Origin of the sequence: Polycladidibacter hongkongensis (assembly GCF_001561995.1) — a bacterium.
GTDB lineage: Bacteria > Pseudomonadota > Alphaproteobacteria > Rhizobiales > Stappiaceae > Pseudovibrio > Pseudovibrio hongkongensis.
The window spans coordinates 110,395-128,018 of the sequence record NZ_LLWC01000017.1; the positions used below are offsets into that span (position 1 = coordinate 110,395).

Sequence of the window (17,624 nt, forward strand, 5' to 3'; positions counted from 1 at the left end):
CACAGATGGACGGAATTCTTCATACACTCGACATTTTGATGTTTGCTGTCGCCTGTGTCTGCTTGATGGCGGGCTTTCCTGTGGCCTTCACGCTGGCCGGGGTGGCGTTGGTCTTTGCGACGCTTGCGGTTTTGTTCGGCGGTTCGGTGACATTGGGGGCTATCCCCAACCGGATATTTGGCACGATGTCTAACGAGACATTGATAGCTGTACCGCTGTTTATCTTTATGGGCGTGATGCTGGAGCGCTCGAAAGTTGCAGAGGAGCTGCTGGAGACTATGGGGCGGCTATTTGGCCGCATGCCCGGCGGCCTTGGCATTTCGGTTTCGATTGTGGGCGCGCTACTAGCTGCCTCCACCGGCATCGTGGGTGCGACCGTGGTGACGATGGGGTTGCTTTCACTGCCAACAATGCTGCGTAATGGCTATTGCCCGCGTCTTGCCTGTGGTTCGATTGCGGCATCGGGCACGTTGGGGCAGATTATCCCGCCTTCTATCGTGCTGGTGTTTTTGGCAGATCAGCTTTCCAATGCCTATCAGACAGCGCAACGCGATATGGGTAACTGGTCTCCAGAGCCGTTCTCGGTGGGTGATTTGTTTGCCGGGGCGTTGCTGCCGGGCTTGGCGCTTGTGGGCCTTTACATAAGTTATCAGCTGTTTGTCGCGTTTACACAGCCGCATAAATCGCCGCCAATGAAGGTAAATGCGGATGAAGCTGCGCCGACGCTTAGCCAGATCCTGCATGCGTTGGTGCCACCGGTTGCGCTGATTATTGCTGTGCTTGGTTCCATTTTGGCAGGTATTGCGACACCAACCGAGGCGGCATCTGTGGGCGCTGTTGGCTCGCTGCTGCTTGCAGGCTATCGCATGGATATGCAGAAGACCTTGCCGATTTATGCAGCCGTGCTTTCGTTGATTGCGTTGCTGGTGCTCACCAGCTTTATGGACTTGCGCGTTGCGCGCAATGAGATTGGTGCGGGTGATCAGGCGGGGATTTACCTTGCCTATCTGCTCTGCGCCGTTCTTGCGTATGGCCTGGGCGTTGCTGTGTGGCGGGTTTGGAAGGGGACCGTGCTGGTGCCTGTGATGCGCTCGACCACACAGATTACCTGTATGGTGTTTGTGATCTTGATCGGGGCGACGTTCTTCTCTCTGATCTTCCGTGATCTTGGGGGGGAGGAGCTGGTCACCGAAGCGCTCACAGGTCTGCCCGGCGGGGCTTTGGGTGCAATCATTGCCGTAATGCTGGTGATGTTCGTCCTTGGCTTCTTTCTGGATTTCCTTGAGATCGTGTTTGTTGTGGTGCCGCTGGTTGCGCCTGTTTTGTTGCAGCTGGAAATGCCGAACGGTGAGCCCATGCATCCGGCATGGCTTGGGGTGATGATGGCGGTAAATCTGCAAACATCTTTCCTGACACCGCCTTTCGGCTTTGCGCTGTTCTATTTGCGCGGTGTCGCCCCGCCAAGTGTGCGGACTATGGATATCTATCGCGGGATCATTCCGTTTGTACTTATTCAAGTGCTGATGCTGGCGATCCTTTGGTACTTCCCGGCACTGGCGACTTGGTTGCCGGAAGTGATCTATGGATAGCGCGAAATCAATCTGATCGAAAAGGGGCGGGCAATACCGCCCCTTTTTTGTATTCAAACTCAGCGCAAGGTTAGTGCCACTTAACCGGAGCTGTGAACATATAGCCGGAGCCGTAGACGGTGCGAATGGGGCGAAACCGGCCCTTGCTTGCTAGCTTTTTGCGAATGCGGGAGATGCGTACATCTATGGCCCGGTCAAGGCTGTCTTCGCCGCCGCAAGCATCCAAAAGCAGATCACGCGAGAGGACGCGACCGGAACTGTTTATCAACGCGGTTAGCAACTGGGCCTCACCTGTTGAGAGGAAGCTGGCCTCGCCATCGTCCGCAATCAACTTGTATGTATCCGGCTCGAACAGCCACCCGCCAAAGCTGGCACGCTGTTTTTCTTGTGGAGCTTGCGCCGGTGTGCTGCGGCGCAAAAGGGCCCGCAATCGGGCAACAACCTCGCGCGGATCGAAAGGCTTGCATAAATAATCATCTGCCCCCATCTCGAGACCCAACACGCGGTCATTTGCCGCTGAGCGGGCAGATAGGACAAGAATAGGTGCAGCGCAGCGGTTGCGTATCATCTCGATCAGCGCAATTCCATCGATATCCGGTAGCCCCAAATCGACAATCAAGGCTTGTGGACTCTCCGTTTTCAGACTGGATAAAAGAAGCGCGCCACTAGAAAAAGTTGTTATACGGCAATTTGTTATAGACAATGTGTCGTGTAGAAGCTCTTGTATCGCGGGATCATCTTCCACCAGAAAGACATCGGCATCCAGCGGGCGGTTGGGTGGCTGCAGTCTGGTCGTGTTCGTCAATTTACTTGCTCCGCGATGAAGTGTTGCAGTTGTGTTTGAGAAAAGGGTTTCATCAGGACCGGGAGGTCAAGCTGATCGGGAAGTTTGACAGTGCCACGATAACCAGAGAGCAAGGCCAAGGTGGTTTCCGGGTGGGCTTTTGAGCAGTAGTACGCGAGATCAATACCAGTTTCGGGCTGCTGCTCTGTAGCTTGCGTTGTCAAAACGATATCACTCAAAAGAAGATCCAAATGCGGCAAGTCCTGAAGCAACTCTCGGGCCTCTGCGGCGCTGTGCGCGATAAGGACCTGATAGCCCAAGCTTGCCAACTGCTCGGCAGTTAGCTGGGCTAGCTCTTCTTCATCCTCCACCAACAAAACCAGCTGCTCTGTTACCGGTTTCCCATTGGGTTTTAGGCGAAACTGCGGCGGCGGAGATGCAGGTAGATATAGGCTAACACATGCTCCGCCTTCGGGGTGGTTGGTGATGTCGATCGAGCCACCACATTGCTGGACGAATCCATAGACCATGGGTAGGCCAAGGCCGCTGCCCTTGCCAAATGGTTTGGTGGTGAAAAACGGATCGAAGGCGCGCTCTTGCGTTTGTTTGTCAAAACCAGTGCCGGTATCTCGTAGATGCAATTGGTGCTGCTGCTCACCGGAGGCCAATGAGATCTCCAGACTACCGCCAGAGGGCATGGCATCCTTGGCATTCAGGGCAAGGTTGATCAGCGCGTTGGTAAACAATGTGGCATCTGCCTTAGCAAAGCAAGGAGCGTTAGGTGTCTTGATCGTTAACGAGATTGAGGTGGGCAGACTGGCGCTGATTAGCTCTGCTGCGCTGCCGAGCGCTTGCTCCAGATCCAAGGGGGTGGCCGAGACGGGCTCGGCTCTGGCAAAGGCTAGCAGGCGCTTAGTGAGATCCGCGCCACGCTCTGCCGCCGACAATATGGGTTGCAGATGCTTGCTCGCAAGCTCAGTGGGCGGCAAGCTGCCAGTAGCTAGCTTTTCCTTGGCAGCAAGAGCGTTTCCAATAACTATTGAAAGCAGGTTGTTAAAATCATGTGATAAGCCGCCAGCCAAATGCCCAAGGGCATCCATTCTTTGTGCTTGCATGAGGCGACGCTCGCTAGACTTTTGTTCGCTAACATCCATGGAAAGAATGAAGCAACCTAAGGTGCGCCCATCCTTGGTTCTGTCCGGCACGAGTGTGGAGCGCATTTCAATCTGCTCGCCTTTGGCATTGGCTCTTGAATACTCGTAGGTGACGAGTTTGCCCTCAAGTGCCTCACGGACTTGAGGTTGAAGCTGGGCGTATAACGGGGCTTCTGCAATGTCTTGCAGCGACTTGCCGAGGATAGAAGCAGGCGTTTGGCTAAACCACTGGGCGTATGGTTGATTGGCAAATCGATAACTCTCATCGGGGGCCATGTAGGCGATGAGAACAGGCAAATTATCGGTGACTAGGCGAAGCCAGTCTTCGCTTTGGCGCAGGGCGTGGGTTCGCTGCTCGACTGTTTTTTCCAAGCGCTGTTGTTTGCGCCGTTCCCTTGAAATATCGGTATAGGTGGTGACAAAGCCGCCTTGGGGCAAAGGGCCACCGCGAATCGCTATGATTTGGCCATTAGGGCGTTCGCGTTCGAAAGAATGTGGCAGCATACGCCGAGCGCGGGCAACACGTTTTGCAACAAGCACTTCAACATCGCCTTCGCCATATTCGCCGCGCAGCGCGTTGATCCGCAAAAACTCGGAGATATGCGTACCGCGCCGACCTAATTTTTTAGGAAAATCGAGCATGTCCAACAAAGCGTTGTTCCAAGCAACCAGATTAAGCTCGCTGTCGAAAACCGAGAACCCTTGATTGATATGGTCCAGCGCACTTTGAAGCAGATCGAGCTGGATGTCGCTTTTGCGTTCTGAAGTTTGCGGCAAATATTCATACCTTTGGTTAGATTTGTCTTAGTAAATCTATTGATATTGCAGAGGAATTTTGAGTGCCTGCAACAATTCGACACAATCTTCTCATAATGGCGAAATGAAGCGCCACTAGTCTTTCTGCTAGGATTTGAAAGCCAGTGAGATCAACTGGAGTATTTGGGGTGGAATGAGGAGGCTGCTCTTAATATTTTCTGAGATTATCTTGGTGTATTCAGCGCGGTCCCTTCAATTATTACAATTGAAGCTGGGCGGTTGTTAAGAGAGGCTGAACCGGTTCAGCACGGGTTCACCGCTGGTCCATTGTATTTGGGGGGAGTATTGCGATGGCGCCAATGGCACAGGGAGCGACGTTTCCGCATATCCTGTTGGAGAATGCCGACCTTTATGGCGACAAGCCTGCGATGCGGGAAAAGGATTTTGGTATCTGGATTACCTGGAGTTGGCGGCAGGTGCTTGATGAAGTACGGGCACTTTCTTTCGGAATGCAACATCTTGGGCTTGAGCAGGGAGACAAGGTTGCCATTGTGGGGGCGAACCGTCCTCAGCTCTATTGGGCGATGTGCGCGGTGCAGGCTCTGGGCGGTGTTCCTGTTCCTGTTTATTCCGATTCTGTGGCGGAAGAGCTTGCTTACGTGCTGGAGCATGCGGAGGTGCGCTTTGCAGTGGTTGAAGATCAAGAGCAAGTCGACAAAGTGCTCGAGGTGAGCGAACGACTGCCATATCTTCGCCATGTGATTTATGAGGATCCGCGTGGTCTGCGCGATTACGACCACAGTCAGCTGCACGGGCTTGCCGACATCCAACGTATAGGCCGGGCGCTGATGCAGGATAATCCGCACCTGCATGATGAATGGGTGCAGGGGCTTGATCGGCAAAGCGGTGCTGACGTTGCGGTGATGCTCTATACATCCGGTACAACCGGACGCCCCAAAGGCGTGATGCTAACCTACGACAACCTGGTTATCTCGGCACGAAATGCGAATGCATTTGACGGATTGGATAGCCGTGAGGATACGGTGGCCTATCTGCCAATGGCGTGGGTTGGTGACCATGTGTTTTCCTATGCGCAGGCTTTGTGTGCCGGCTATTGTGTGAATTGCCCGGAAGGGCCGGAAACTGTACTGGCTGACCGTAAGGAGATTGCGCCGACCTACTTTTTTGCTCCTCCGCGGGTATTCGAGGGGCTACTCACGCATATTCTTGTGCGGATGCAAGATGCCGGGCGGATGAAACAAGCGATGTTCCATCATTTTCTCAAGGTGGCGGAGCGCGTAGGTGAGCGGCTATTGAATGGGCAACCCGTAAGCTTGTGGGAGCGGCTTTACTATGAGGTGGGCGAGTTTTGTGTTTATGGACCGCTGAAAAACCAAATGGGACTGTCGCGGCTGAAGGTTGGCTACACGGCCGGTGAAGCCATTGGTCCGGAGATTTTTAGCTTTTATCGTTCTCTTGGTCTGAATTTGAAGCAACTTTACGGGCAGACGGAATCTTCTGTTTTTATCACCTTGCAGCCAGATGGCGAGATTTATGCTGATACCGTTGGCGTGCCGTTTACCGGGGTTGAGATCAAAATTGCGGATAATGGCGAGGTGCTCTATCGCTCGCCGGGCAGTTTTAAGGCTTACTTCAAAAATGAGAAAGCAACGGCCGAGACGAAAACTGAAGAAGGCTGGGTGCACACTGGTGATGCGGGGATGTTCCTTGAAAACGGGCACCTGAAGATCATCGACCGGGCAAAAGACGTTGGCAAGCTTTCTGATGGATCGCTTTTTGCGCCCAAGTACCTTGAAAACAAGCTCAAGTTCTTTCCGAACATTAAGGAGGCCGTGGCCTTTGGCGATGCCAGAGATTTCGCCTGTGCATTTATCAATATTGATCTAACGTCGGTGGGTAACTGGGCCGAGCGGAACAATATTTCTTACGCGTCCTATCAGGAGCTGGCAGCGCATCCGCAAGTTTATGCCAGCATTGCAGAGCATGTCAGCCAAGTGAACAAAGATCTTGCGCGTGAGCCAATGATGGCTGGGGCCCAGATCAAACGATTCCTGATTTTGCATAAGGAACTGGATGCCGATGATGGCGAGTTAACACGCACTTTGAAAGTTCGCCGCAAGTTTATTGCAGAGCGGTACGCGCCGCTTATCGAGGCCTTATTCGACGGTTCCAGCCAGAAGCATGTGGTGACTGAAGTTACCTTTGAAGACGGACGCACCGGCAGCATCGAGGCGGATGTGGAGATACGCGATGTAGAGCGGTTTGCCAGTGCCGATGGGCAAGGAATGCAGGAGGCCGCGGAATGAGTGTGATGGAAAGACCTGAGGTGGTGGAAAGCGCTGCTGTGTCGCCTGCGCAGGAACCGCAAAAGCGGGAAGTGCTGCTTGATTTGGCAAATGTGTCGCTTTCTTTTGGCGGGGTGAAGGCGATTAACAATATCTCCTTTGATATCCAGCGGGGGGAGGTGCGTGCAATTATCGGGCCGAACGGGGCTGGTAAAACCTCCATGTTGAATGTGATCAACGGCTTCTACCAGCCGCAGGAAGGGCAGATCACCTTCAAGGGCGAGCGGCGCACGCAGATGAAGCCGCATCTTGCGGTTAGCCAAGGCATCGCGCGCACATTCCAGAATGTGGCGCTTTTCAAGGGGATGTCGACGCTGGACAATATCATGACTGGGCGCTCCACGCGGATGCGGCAAAACATGTTTTGGCAGCTCTTGTACTACGGTCCGGCGCAGCGCGAGGAAATTGCCCATCGCAAGCGCGTGGAAGAGATTATCGACTTTTTGGAGATTGCACATATTCGCCACACGCCGGTGGGTAAGTTGCCTTATGGGCTGCAAAAGCGGGTGGAGTTGGCGCGGGCTTTGGCGATGGAGCCTGAGCTGCTGTTGCTTGATGAACCAATGGCAGGAATGAACCTTGAAGAGAAAGAGGACATGAGCCGGTTTATTATCGATGTGAACGAACAGCTGGGCACCACTATTGCCTTGATCGAGCATGACATGGGCGTGGTTATGGATTTGTCTGACCGTGTTGTTGTGCTGGACTACGGGAGGAAAATTGCTGATGGCCCGCCAGATGAGGTGCAGGCCAATCAAGAGGTGATTGATGCCTATCTCGGGGTCTCACACTAATTCGCTTTATATGTTTGGAATGCTTTGGGGGAAGCTACGGTGGACGCGCTTTATTTAATGTTTGTCGATCCGTTCGTGCAGATGGCTGACGCGCCGGATTTCTTTTTACAGGTTCTGTGGGAGGGGCTTGTTTCCGGAGTTTTGTATGCCCTGATTGCGCTTGGTTTTGTGCTGATTTTCAAGTCTTCGCGCATCTTCAATTTTGCGCAGGGCATAATGGTGGTGTTTGCGGCTCTGACGCTCGTTGGCCTCTACGAAATGGGGTTGCCTGCGTGGGTGAGCGTGGGCGTGACGCTTTTGGTGATGTATGGCCTTGCCATGTGCGTCGAGCGGGTGGTGCTGCGGCCACTTGTGGGCCAGCCGGATATTATTTTGTTTATGGCATCCATTGGCGTGACAATGTTCTTGATCGGTTTTGGCGAGTTTGTCTTTGGCGGTGAAAACAAGGTGATGATCACCGAAGCGCTGGGCATTCCAACTGGTGCGATAGAGCTTAATCCTTTTGATGGTTTTGTGCTGATTGAGGAGAAAGACCTCACTGCGGTGATTATGGCGGTGCTGCTGGTGCTTGGCCTCTTGCTGTTCTTAAACAAAACAGCCATGGGGCGGGCGATCCGCGCTTTGGGGGATGACCCGCAAGCGGCGCTTTCTGTGGGCATTTCTCTGTCGCAAATTTGGGTGCTGGTCTGGTTTATTGCCGGGGTAATTGCGCTGGCGACGGGCATTGTTTGGGGCGCGCGGGCCGGGGTGTCTTTTGCGCTGGAGGTTATTGCATATAAGGCGCTGCCGGTGTTGATGCTGGGCGGGCTGGAATCCGTTGCCGGGGCGATTATTGGCGGAATTGCGATTGGCCTTTTGGAAAAAATCTTCGAGATTTACTGGGGTCAGCCGCTGCTTGGTGGCAACACGGAAACATGGTTTGCCTTCATTCTGGCGCTGGTGGTGCTGCTGTTTCGGCCTCAGGGGCTGTTTGGCGAACGCATCATTGAGCGAGTGTAGGGGGAGGGGCTGATGTTTTATCGGGTATCGGGTCAATTCAAGACCAGCTATGAAAGCGATATGGCGCTGTTCCCTATTCGCCAAGATGCGGTGCTGCTCGGGGTGATACTGCTGGCCATGTATGTGGTGTTTCCCCTGTTTGCCTCGGAGTTTACCTTTAAGGCACTGTTGGTGCCGGTGATGATCTACTCTCTTGCGGCAATGGGGCTGAATATCCTGACAGGCTTTGCCGGACAGCTTTCCCTTGGCACTGCCGGCTTTATGGGCGTGGGGGCTTATGCCTGCTACAAGCTCACGACTATTTTTCCTGAAATGAACGTGGTGGTTGCGCTGCTGCTTTCTGGCTGCTTTTCGGCAATGGTTGGTGTTGCTTTTGGCCTGCCGTCGCTGCGTATCAAGGGGTTTTATCTGGCAATTGCGACTTTGGCATCCCAGTTCTTTCTTGTGTGGCTCTTTGAAAAATGGGCGTGGCTTTACAATTACAACGCATCTGGCGCCATTGAAGTGCGCACTATGGATTTCTTTGGTCTTGTGGTGACCGGGCCAACCGCAGCACCGGTGACGCAATATTACTTTGTGCTTGTCATCGTGAGCCTGATTACCTTTTGCATGATTAACCTCACCCGCGGGCGTTATGGCCGATTGTGGAAGGCGGTACGTGATATGGATATCGCGGCCGAGCTTGTCGGGATTAACCTGATGCGGGCCAAGCTCTCTGCTTTTGCCGTAAGCTCTTATGTTGTTGGTGTTGCCGGGGCGATGCTGGTGTTCTTCTGGAAAGGGGCCGCGGAGCCGAACCTTTTCGATATTCCGCTTAGTTTTCAGGTGCTGTTTATCGCCATCATTGGCGGGCTGGGGAGCATTCTGGGCAACTTCCTCGGTGCAATTCTCATTGTGGCACTGCCGGTACTATTGAATTTTGTTCCGGGCCTCATTGGGGTGGAAGTTAACTCAGCCACCCTTGAGCATGTGAATGTCATGGTGGTTGGTGCACTGATTGTCGGTTTCTTAATTGCCGAGCCGCATGGGCTGGCGCGCCTTTGGGCGCTTATTCGCGAGAAACTTATTATCTGGCCATTTCCTCACTAAGGGCGCATGGGAGGCGCTGCTTGGGCCGTGTTGACGGCGGAAATGACTGGTTTGTGGACTGTTGGTCCGTTCTTTGGGAGGAGAAAAGCATGGGTTTGAAAGGAATTTTGAAACTGGCAGCTGCGACGTCGCTTGTATGCTCGCTGGGAGTTGTCGCGGCAAGTGCTGCGTCACTTTACGTGCCAAACCTGACGTATCGCACGGGCCCGTTTGCCGCCACTGGTATACCGATCATGAATGGCCAGCGGGATTATGTGGAGATGATCAACGCGCGTGATGGCGGCGTTGGCGGTATCGAGCTTGAGTTTGATGAGTGCGAGACCGGCTACAACACTAACAAGGGCGTTGAGTGCTACGAAAAAACCAAGGGCAACGCCATTGTGACTCAGCCGTGGTCGACTGGTATTACCTTACAGGTGTTGCCGCGCACTAATGTGGACCGGATCCCGATTCTTGCACCGGGCTATGGCTTCTCGCCAATGTCTGAGGGCAATACATTCGCATGGGCGTTTAACCCGCCGGTGTCGTATTGGGATGGTGCCTATATGATCCTCGAGTACATCTCCGGTGGTGATATGTCGAGCCTAAAGGGCAAGGAAATCGCCTTGCTGCATCTGGATCACCCTTTCGGGAAAGAGCCTATTCCGCTGTTTGAGAAAATGGCCGCAGCACATGGCTTCAAATTTTTGAAAATCCCGGTCGGCCTGAAGGAGATGCAGAACCAGTCGGCGCAGTGGCTGCAAATTCGCCGCGAACGGCCAGATCACGTTATTATGTGGGGTTGGGGCGCGATGAATGCGGGCGCGCTGACTGAGGCGGTCAAAACGCGCTTCCCGCTCGACAAGATGATCGGGGTTTGGTGGTCTGGATCAGATGATGATTTGTTGCCGCTTGGGGGCAAGGCCAAGGGTTACAAATCTATCAGCTGGAATGCGCCGGGTGATTATGCGGTGATGAAGGACATCCGCAAGCATGTGGTTGATCAGGGGAACTCGTTACTGAAGTCATCGGCGGATATGGACAAGGTGTTCTATCAGCGCGGTGTGGTGATCTCTGCCATTCTTGTGGAAGGTATCCGGACTGCGCAGGCCAAGTATGGCAAGGCAAATATCGGCCCGGAAGAGCTACGTTGGGGGCTTGAGAACCTCGATATTACAGCGGAACGCCTGAAAGAAATGGGTATGGATGGCATGTTCGCGCCGCTAAAAACCTCTTGTGATAACCACACGGGCCACGCGGGGGCGTGGATGCTTGAGTGGGATGGCGAGCGCTTTGTGCAGGTTAGTGATTTGCTGAAGCCGAACCGGGAGGTCATCAAGCCCCTTGAGGCAGAAAAAGCAGCTGAATATGCGCGGAATAACGCACCATGGCCGGGTCGTGATGGCTTGGCGTGTAACTAGGCAAATCGCTTATGGTTAAAACAGGTTTGCGGCGGTCGTGCTGCCGCGAACCACTTGCACTTGCTACTTGGTAGTGTTGTTTTGGGGTGAATGGGAGTTGAGAGATGGTGGTGCAAACTGCTGCGAGACAAGCTGATGTAGGCACAAGCAACGTCCCGGGCGAAGAGACAATCTTGAGCGTCAACAACATCGAGGTGATTTATGATCATGTCGTGCTGGTGTTGAAAGGGGTTTCTTTAACTGTGCCGCGTGGCGGAATTGTTGCACTTCTTGGCGCCAATGGAGCTGGAAAAACAACCACGTTGAAGGCCATATCGAATTTGCTACAGGCAGAGCGCGGCGAGGTTACCAAGGGAACAATCGAGTTTAACGGCGATAAGGTCCAGGCGCTTTCCTCCAACGCGTTGGTGCAGCTCGGATGCATCCAAGTCATGGAGGGCCGCCACTGTTTCGAGCATTTGTCGATTGAGGACAATTTGATGAGCGGTGCCTACACCCGCAAAGATGGAGCTGCTGCCATTCGCCGTGATCTTGAAATGGTATACGAGTACTTTCCTCGGTTGCGGGAGCGACGGCGTTCACAAGCGGGATACACATCTGGCGGGGAACAGCAGATGTGTGCGGTGGGGCGGGCGCTGATGAGCCGCCCAGAAATGATCTTGCTTGATGAGCCCTCCATGGGTCTTGCCCCGCAATTGGTGGAGGAGATTTTCGAGATCGTTAAAAAGCTCAACGAGCAGGAAGGGGTTTCCTTTTTGTTGGCGGAGCAGAACACCAATGTAGCGCTGCGCTATGCCACCTATGGCTACATAATGGAGGCGGGGCGCATCGTGCTTGATGGTGCGGCGGATGAGCTGCGCGAAAACGAAGATGTAAAAGAGTTCTATCTTGGTGTTGGAGGTGAGGGTCGCAAGTCCTTCAAGAATGTAAAGCATTATAAGCGCCGCAAGCGTTGGTTGGCTTAGGGGCGAAGTGGATAGCTGGTGGCCGAGAACGTGTGCTTTTGTCGGGATTAGCGACAGGTTAGCAAAGCTTTGCAATGATGAGGGCTTATACCTGTCCGATCCTTTTGAGGTTTCGGAATTTATCTGAACTTTTAAGGAGGACTAACATGCGGTTTTTCTTCGGTGCTGGTGTGGTGATTGGCTTAGCCTTGACTACATTCACAGCGCAGGCAACAGAGCGCTTATCTGGTTATTTTGCGGCAGAAAAGAATTGTCGGGCGGTGGTCTCAATCAAGAAGGGGAGCAACCCCGGTGAGATGCAGGTTGAGGCTGGGCGGTATTATGAGCTGATTGGCAAGAACAAGAAGGATGCCACCCATTATCTGGTGCGGATAAAAGAAGCGGCGCCGACTGATCGTTGGGTCACGGTAGATTGCGGGATGCACTTGGTAAAGGTTGAGGCCGCTGCTGACGCGGATCAGACCAGCGGTAATGGCAATAGCGCGGAGCCGCACCCCGCACCAAATGGCAATGCGGTGCAATATGTGCTTGCGGCAAGTTGGCAACCGGCGTTTTGCGAAACGGTAGAAGGCAAGCCTGAGTGTGATGCATTGGATGCCATGGCCTTTGCCGCAGAAAACTTTGCTCTGCACGGGCTATGGCCGCAGCCACGCGGCAATGTCTATTGCGGGGTGCCGAATGATGTGCAGCAGAGCGACAAGGATCGAGAGTGGGACGAGTTGCCCAAACTGCAACTAAGTGACGCGCTGCGCGTTGACCTTTCTGAGAAAATGCCGGGCATGGAATCGTTTCTACACCGGCACGAGTGGATCAAGCACGGCACATGCTATGGCAGCACTGCTGAGGAATACTATGCAGATTCGCTTGACGTGCTGGCGCAGCTCAACTCCTCGCTGGTGAAGGATTTGTTTGTTGAGCGGCTTGGCGGGTTTGTTAGTGCCTCAGACATACGCGGGGCGTTTGATCAATCCTTTGGCGATGGCGCAGGGGAGCGGGTCGAGGTTGTCTGTCGTACTGATGATGGCCGACAGATCATCACCGAGTTGCGCATCGTGCTGGGCGGGGAGATCAAAAGCGGCACTGCCTTGGCCAAGCTCCTTGCGAATGGGGTGAAAACTAAAACCGGGTGTACTGGCGGCATTATTGATCCTGTGGGAGCACAGTGAATTCAAGCTTTTGGGGGCGGGCGGGGCCTGCCCCTTGTTCATTATGACAGGGCTACTTGGGGGGTAGGCAATGGACGAGACGCACTATGACAGCGCAGAAACGCAAGAGGTTGAGGCGCGGGAGCAGGGGCTGTTTGCGCGGCTTCCGCAAGCAATCAAACGCGCCAAGAAGGCTTGCAGCGGCTGGTCCAATCACCTGAGCGCTATTGATGTGGGTGAGGTATGCTCCCGGGCAGAATTAGCTCAGCTGCCGTTGTTGAGAAAGGCAGATCTTCTGGAGGCGCAGAAAAACGCGGCGCCATTTGGCGGGTTTGTTGCTGAGGGTGGCGCAGGGCTGCCAAGGTATTTCCTCTCCCCCGGGCCTATTGCCGAGCCTCAGGGCTTGGGCAGCGACCCTTGGAACAGCGCAAGAGCGCTTTATGCAATCGGTGTTCGGGCAAGTGATGTGGTGCATAATACCTTTGCCTATCACATGACACCGGGGGGCTTTATTCTGGATTATGGTGCTCGCGCACTCGGGGCGAGTGTGATTCCGGCGGGCACTGCGGGTATCGATTTGCAGCTTGCCGCGATTGAGAGGTATGCGCCGGATACATATACAGGCACGCCAGACTATCTAAAAATCTTATTAGAAAAAGCCGAGGAGGCAGGTGCGCCGCTGCGTTGCTTTAAAAAGGCATTGGTTTCCGGCGGGGCGCTTTATCCTAGCCTGCGGGAATACTATCGCGAGAAAGGTATCGATGTTTACCAGTGCTATGCGACGGCAGATCTTGGGGTAATTGCCTATGAAAGCCGCGGCGGCGAGGGATTGATCGTCAACGAGGATATGATCGTGGAAATTGTACGCCCGGGAACGGGTGAGCCGGTTGCCGAGGGCGATGTTGGCGAGGTGGTTGTTTCCGTCTTCAACGGGGCCTATCCGCTTATACGCTTTGCAACAGGGGATCTTTCTGCGGTGATGACTGGCTCATCGCCTTGCGGGCGTAGCAATATGCGCCTTAAGGGCTGGATGGGGCGAGCCGATCAACGAACAAAAGTAAAAGGTATGTTTGTCGATCCGGCGCAAATAGAACAGGTGCGGCAAGACATGGGCCTGACAGGGCGCTTGCGACTTGTTGTGAAGCGCGAAGAGCAACGGGACGTGATGGTGCTGCAGGCGGAGGTTGAGAGTGCCGATAGCGACTTGGCAGATGCGTTGGCGGATGCCATGCAAAAGCGCACAGGATTGCGCGGAAAAGTTGAGCTGCACGGGGTCGGAGAGCTTGCAAATGATGGCAAAGTCATTAGTGACGAGCGGGCACTGGAAGAACCGGCGTGACTGGCCGTGCCTGCGCACCGGTTTCATGCATTCAGTGAAAAAGGTGGCTTGCCACTTGGCGCGGCTTAGGTGCTTCTCTATGTAGAAAAGGATTCTACTTACGAGAGGTGGTTGCCAGATGGCAGATGCGCAGAAGCAAGCTGTAAATGCAAGCGACGAATACACCGTGTTGCCTACGGAGCATCCGCAGGTTGCTTTTGGGCGCGTTGGTGTGCTTTTGGTGAATCTTGGCACGCCGGATGGTACCGATTTCCGGTCTATGCGGCGGTATCTGGAGGAATTTCTAACTGACAAGCGGGTAATCGAGTGGCCGAAAGCACTGTGGTACCCAATTCTCTATGGAATTGTGCTGAACAAACGTCCGCAGAAATCCGGTGCAGCTTATCGCGAAATCTGGAATACTGAACTTGACGAAAGCCCACTGCGCACCATCACCCGCAGTCAGTGCGAGAAGATGGCGGCCCGCCTTGCCAATCTGGGTGATCGGCTGGAAGTGGATTGGGCCATGCGCTACGGGCAACCTGCTATTCAAGAGGCTATTGCGCGTCTACAGGCGAAGGGATGCGAGCGGATATTGGTGTTCCCGCTGTATCCGCAGTACGCAGCCTCAACCACTGCGACGGTGAATGATGAAGTTTGCCGTTATATGCTGAAGCAGCGTTGGCAGCCTGCATTGCGGACCGCCCCAGCTTATCATGATGATCCTGCTTATATTTCTGCTTTGGCCAAGTCGATTGAGACACACCTAGCGGGTTTGGATTTTGAGCCGGAGGTGATGCTTGCCTCGTTTCACGGTATCCCGCAGAGCTATTTCAAAAAGGGCGATCCTTACCACTGCCACTGTCAAAAAACGGCAAGATTGCTGGCGAAGGAGCTGGGCTGGGAGGAAGGTCGGCTGCGCATAACCTTCCAATCGCGTTTTGGGCCAGAAGAATGGTTGCAGCCCTACACAGACAAAACCGTAGAAGAGTTGGCCAAGCAAGGCGTTAAGAAGCTGGCGATATTAAACCCCGGCTTTGTGGCGGATTGTCTTGAAACACTGGAAGAGATTGCCGGAGAAGCCGGAGAGATTTTCCTTGAACATGGCGGAGAGAAATTCAGCCATATTCCTTGCCTTAATGACAGCGAGATTGGCATGGATGTGCTTGAGGCGGTAGTGCGACGCGAGCTGAAGGGGTGGCTGGAATAGCGGGTAAGGCCGATCCTCCTTGAATATTCAAATAGAGGTTTACAGCGGTTGCATTGTGGTGAAAACTAGCGCCGCTGTTCTTCATTTGGGTTAGGTACAATGGATATTCTCGACGGTTCTATTACTATTTTGATTTTTGTTGCCCTTGTTATCTTCGTGATACTTGCTGGCGCAAAAATGGTGCCACAAGGCTATCACTTTACGATTGAGCGTTTCGGCAAATACCGTGTCACATTGATGCCGGGTCTAAACATCATTATTCCCTTTATCGATCGTGTTGGGCACAAAGTGAATATGATGGAGCAGGTGCTAGATGTGCCTGCGCAGGAGGTAATCACACGCGATAACGCCACGGTGACAGCTGATTGTGTGACCTTCTATCAGGTTCTTGATGCAGCGAAGGCTTCCTATGAAGTGATGGGGCTGCGTAACGCTATTCTCAACCTGACCATGACCAACATCCGAAGCGTTATGGGCTCGATGGATCTGGATCAACTGCTTTCAAACCGGGATGAGATTAATAGTCGCCTGTTGCGTGTTGTCGATGCTGCTGCGGAGCCTTGGGGCGTGAAAGTTACCCGTATTGAAATCAAGGATATCAACCCGCCAACCGATCTTGTGGATGCCATGGCCCGGCAGATGAAAGCCGAGCGCGAGAAGCGTGCCTCAATCTTGGAAGCTGAGGGTGATAAGCAGGCCGAGATCAACAAGGCGGAAGGTGTCAAGCAGAGCTTGATCTTGGAAGCTGAAGGGCGGCAGGAAGCGGCGTTCCGCGATGCAGAAGCGCGAGAGCGATTGGCAGAGGCTGAAGCGAAGGCGACACTGGCAGTATCAGAAGCGATTGCTCAAGGCGATATGGCGGCGGTCAATTACTTTGTAGCGACGAAGTATGTTGAGGCGTTTGCCGAATTGGCAAAATCGCCAAATCAGAAAACGCTGATGATGCCGATTGAGACAACCTCCTTGCTTGGTAGCCTTGCAGGCATAGCCGAAATTACAAAGGGAAGCTTTTTGGACAAGGAAACTGGTGAGCCGCGACAGCGTGGCACAGTTCCTTCTGTCAATAACAAGGACCGCTAGATGACATTCCTTGAGGCATTTCTCTCGCCTGCCAATGGGTGGCTTTGGCTTTCCATTGGCTTGGTTTTGATGGTGCTTGAGCTTGCGGCACCGGGTGCTTTTTTGATCTGGTTTGGGCTTGCAGCTGTGATAGTCGGGCTTGTGGTTGCAACGAGCTTGATAAGTATAGGCTGGCAGATGCAACTCTTGCTGTTTGCCTTACTCGCTCTTGTTTTGGTTGTGGTTGGGCGGCGCTTTTTTTCTGGCGCCAAAGCCGATGATGCGAAACAAAGCACAGTTAATGACCCAAGCCAGCGTTTTGTTGGCACTGTGGTCAAGCTCCATGAACCGATTGAGCATGGCCGTGGTCGAGTGCAAATCGGCGATAGCGTGTGGCGTGTGCAAGGGCCGGATCTTGCCAGTGGCTGCGAAGTTAAGGTTGTTGCTGTAGAAGGCACGACCTTACAGGTCGAAGCAGTTTAGTTTGGATAGAAAGCAAGAGCGGTGTTCTATTCACCGCTCTTGCTCACTTTTTGTTTTGCTGCTCGAAGTGCGTTTCGCGCTCGACACATTATTGTTTTTACGAGAGTTTTATAATGACCAAAAACCTTAGCGTAGATAGTTCCTCTTGCAGTGAGGAGGAGATCGATCTTGCTCAGAGAAGCATTGAGGGGGAGATCGATCAAATTGGCAAAACCTTGCCAAGCTTGAAAGCTCAGCTGGTAAAATGGGTGATCCGCTCGTTCATTGCATTTGGCTTAGCGAAAAGCTATTCAATCTGGGCTTCAGGTCCCGACTGGTTGATGCCTGTCACTTACGCATATATTGGCCTGTCGTTGTTGCTGGCCCTTTTTGTTTGGTACAAATCTCAGCGACTCATTAACGAATCCAAACAGTCAATCAACAAAAAAGCCGAGCACTTGAGAAGTACACTTACAGAGCCTTCTTCGAATGCAGGCGATGGCGTGCAAGACTGAATACTAGCGAGTGTTACCC

Annotated in this window: 15 protein-coding genes; 13 read left to right on the top strand and 2 right to left on the bottom strand. The window is 53.5% G+C overall.

Annotated elements, in window-relative coordinates; translation table 11 throughout:
- Window positions 1-5 precede the first annotated feature (5 nt).
- Window positions 6-1,589 (top strand): TRAP transporter large permease, encoded by a 1,584-nt coding sequence (locus tag AYK82_RS06975; RefSeq protein WP_068313251.1) that lies wholly within the window; start codon window positions 6-8, stop codon window positions 1,587-1,589.
- A 70-nt stretch (window positions 1,590-1,659) separates the two neighbouring features.
- Here the strand turns inward: AYK82_RS06975 and AYK82_RS06980 are convergent, their stop codons facing one another.
- Window positions 1,660-2,394, bottom strand: a complete 735-nt coding sequence (locus AYK82_RS06980) for a response regulator transcription factor (RefSeq protein ID WP_208976423.1) — start codon at window positions 2,392-2,394, stop codon at window positions 1,660-1,662.
- Window positions 2,391-4,304, bottom strand: a complete 1,914-nt coding sequence (locus AYK82_RS06985; RefSeq protein WP_068313254.1) for a hybrid sensor histidine kinase/response regulator — start codon at window positions 4,302-4,304, stop codon at window positions 2,391-2,393. Before AYK82_RS06985 ends, AYK82_RS06980 begins: the two co-directional genes overlap by 4 nt.
- Before the next feature lie 329 nt (window positions 4,305-4,633).
- Here AYK82_RS06985 and AYK82_RS06990 point away from each other — a divergent pair, with 329 nt between their 5' ends.
- From AYK82_RS06990 to AYK82_RS07045, 12 genes are all read left to right on the top strand, one after another.
- Window positions 4,634-6,610: an AMP-binding protein gene (locus tag AYK82_RS06990; RefSeq protein WP_068313257.1), complete on the top strand. Its 1,977-nt coding sequence runs from the start codon at window positions 4,634-4,636 to the stop codon at window positions 6,608-6,610.
- Between the two features lie 5 nt (window positions 6,611-6,615).
- Entirely contained in the window at window positions 6,616-7,443 is an 828-nt protein-coding gene (locus AYK82_RS06995; protein WP_068313588.1) for an ABC transporter ATP-binding protein, read from the top strand.
- A 57-nt stretch (window positions 7,444-7,500) separates the two neighbouring features.
- Window positions 7,501-8,442 carry a branched-chain amino acid ABC transporter permease gene (locus tag AYK82_RS07000; protein WP_068313262.1) on the top strand — a complete coding sequence of 314 codons (942 nt, stop codon included), beginning with the start codon at window positions 7,501-7,503 and terminating at the stop codon, window positions 8,440-8,442.
- Window positions 8,443-8,454: 12 nt separating this feature from the next.
- On the top strand, window positions 8,455-9,531 hold the full coding sequence (locus AYK82_RS07005) for a branched-chain amino acid ABC transporter permease (protein ID WP_068313265.1): 1,077 nt from the start codon (window positions 8,455-8,457) through the stop codon (window positions 9,529-9,531).
- A gap of 89 nt (window positions 9,532-9,620) precedes the next feature.
- The gene (locus AYK82_RS07010) at window positions 9,621-10,931 is read left to right on the top strand and encodes an ABC transporter substrate-binding protein (protein WP_068313268.1); all 1,311 of its coding nucleotides are present in this window, start codon (window positions 9,621-9,623) and stop codon (window positions 10,929-10,931) included.
- A gap of 104 nt (window positions 10,932-11,035) precedes the next feature.
- On the top strand, window positions 11,036-11,896 hold the full coding sequence (locus AYK82_RS07015; RefSeq protein ID WP_068313273.1) for an ABC transporter ATP-binding protein: 861 nt from the start codon (window positions 11,036-11,038) through the stop codon (window positions 11,894-11,896).
- Between the two features lie 146 nt (window positions 11,897-12,042).
- Window positions 12,043-13,062: a ribonuclease T2 family protein gene (locus tag AYK82_RS07020; RefSeq protein ID WP_068313276.1), complete on the top strand. Its 1,020-nt coding sequence runs from the start codon at window positions 12,043-12,045 to the stop codon at window positions 13,060-13,062.
- A 70-nt stretch (window positions 13,063-13,132) separates the two neighbouring features.
- Window positions 13,133-14,380 (top strand): phenylacetate--CoA ligase family protein, encoded by a 1,248-nt coding sequence (locus AYK82_RS07025; protein WP_068313279.1) that lies wholly within the window; start codon window positions 13,133-13,135, stop codon window positions 14,378-14,380.
- Between the two features lie 118 nt (window positions 14,381-14,498).
- Entirely contained in the window at window positions 14,499-15,569 is a 1,071-nt protein-coding gene (hemH, locus tag AYK82_RS07030; RefSeq protein WP_068313282.1) for a ferrochelatase, read from the top strand.
- A 99-nt stretch (window positions 15,570-15,668) separates the two neighbouring features.
- A complete protein-coding gene (locus AYK82_RS07035; protein ID WP_068313285.1) occupies window positions 15,669-16,649 on the top strand; it encodes an SPFH domain-containing protein in 981 nt (326 codons plus the stop codon).
- Entirely contained in the window at window positions 16,650-17,111 is a 462-nt protein-coding gene (locus tag AYK82_RS07040; RefSeq protein WP_068313288.1) for an NfeD family protein, read from the top strand.
- A gap of 113 nt (window positions 17,112-17,224) precedes the next feature.
- A complete protein-coding gene (locus AYK82_RS07045; RefSeq protein ID WP_068313291.1) occupies window positions 17,225-17,605 on the top strand; it encodes a hypothetical protein in 381 nt (126 codons plus the stop codon).
- The last annotated feature ends 19 nt before the right edge of the window (window positions 17,606-17,624 follow it).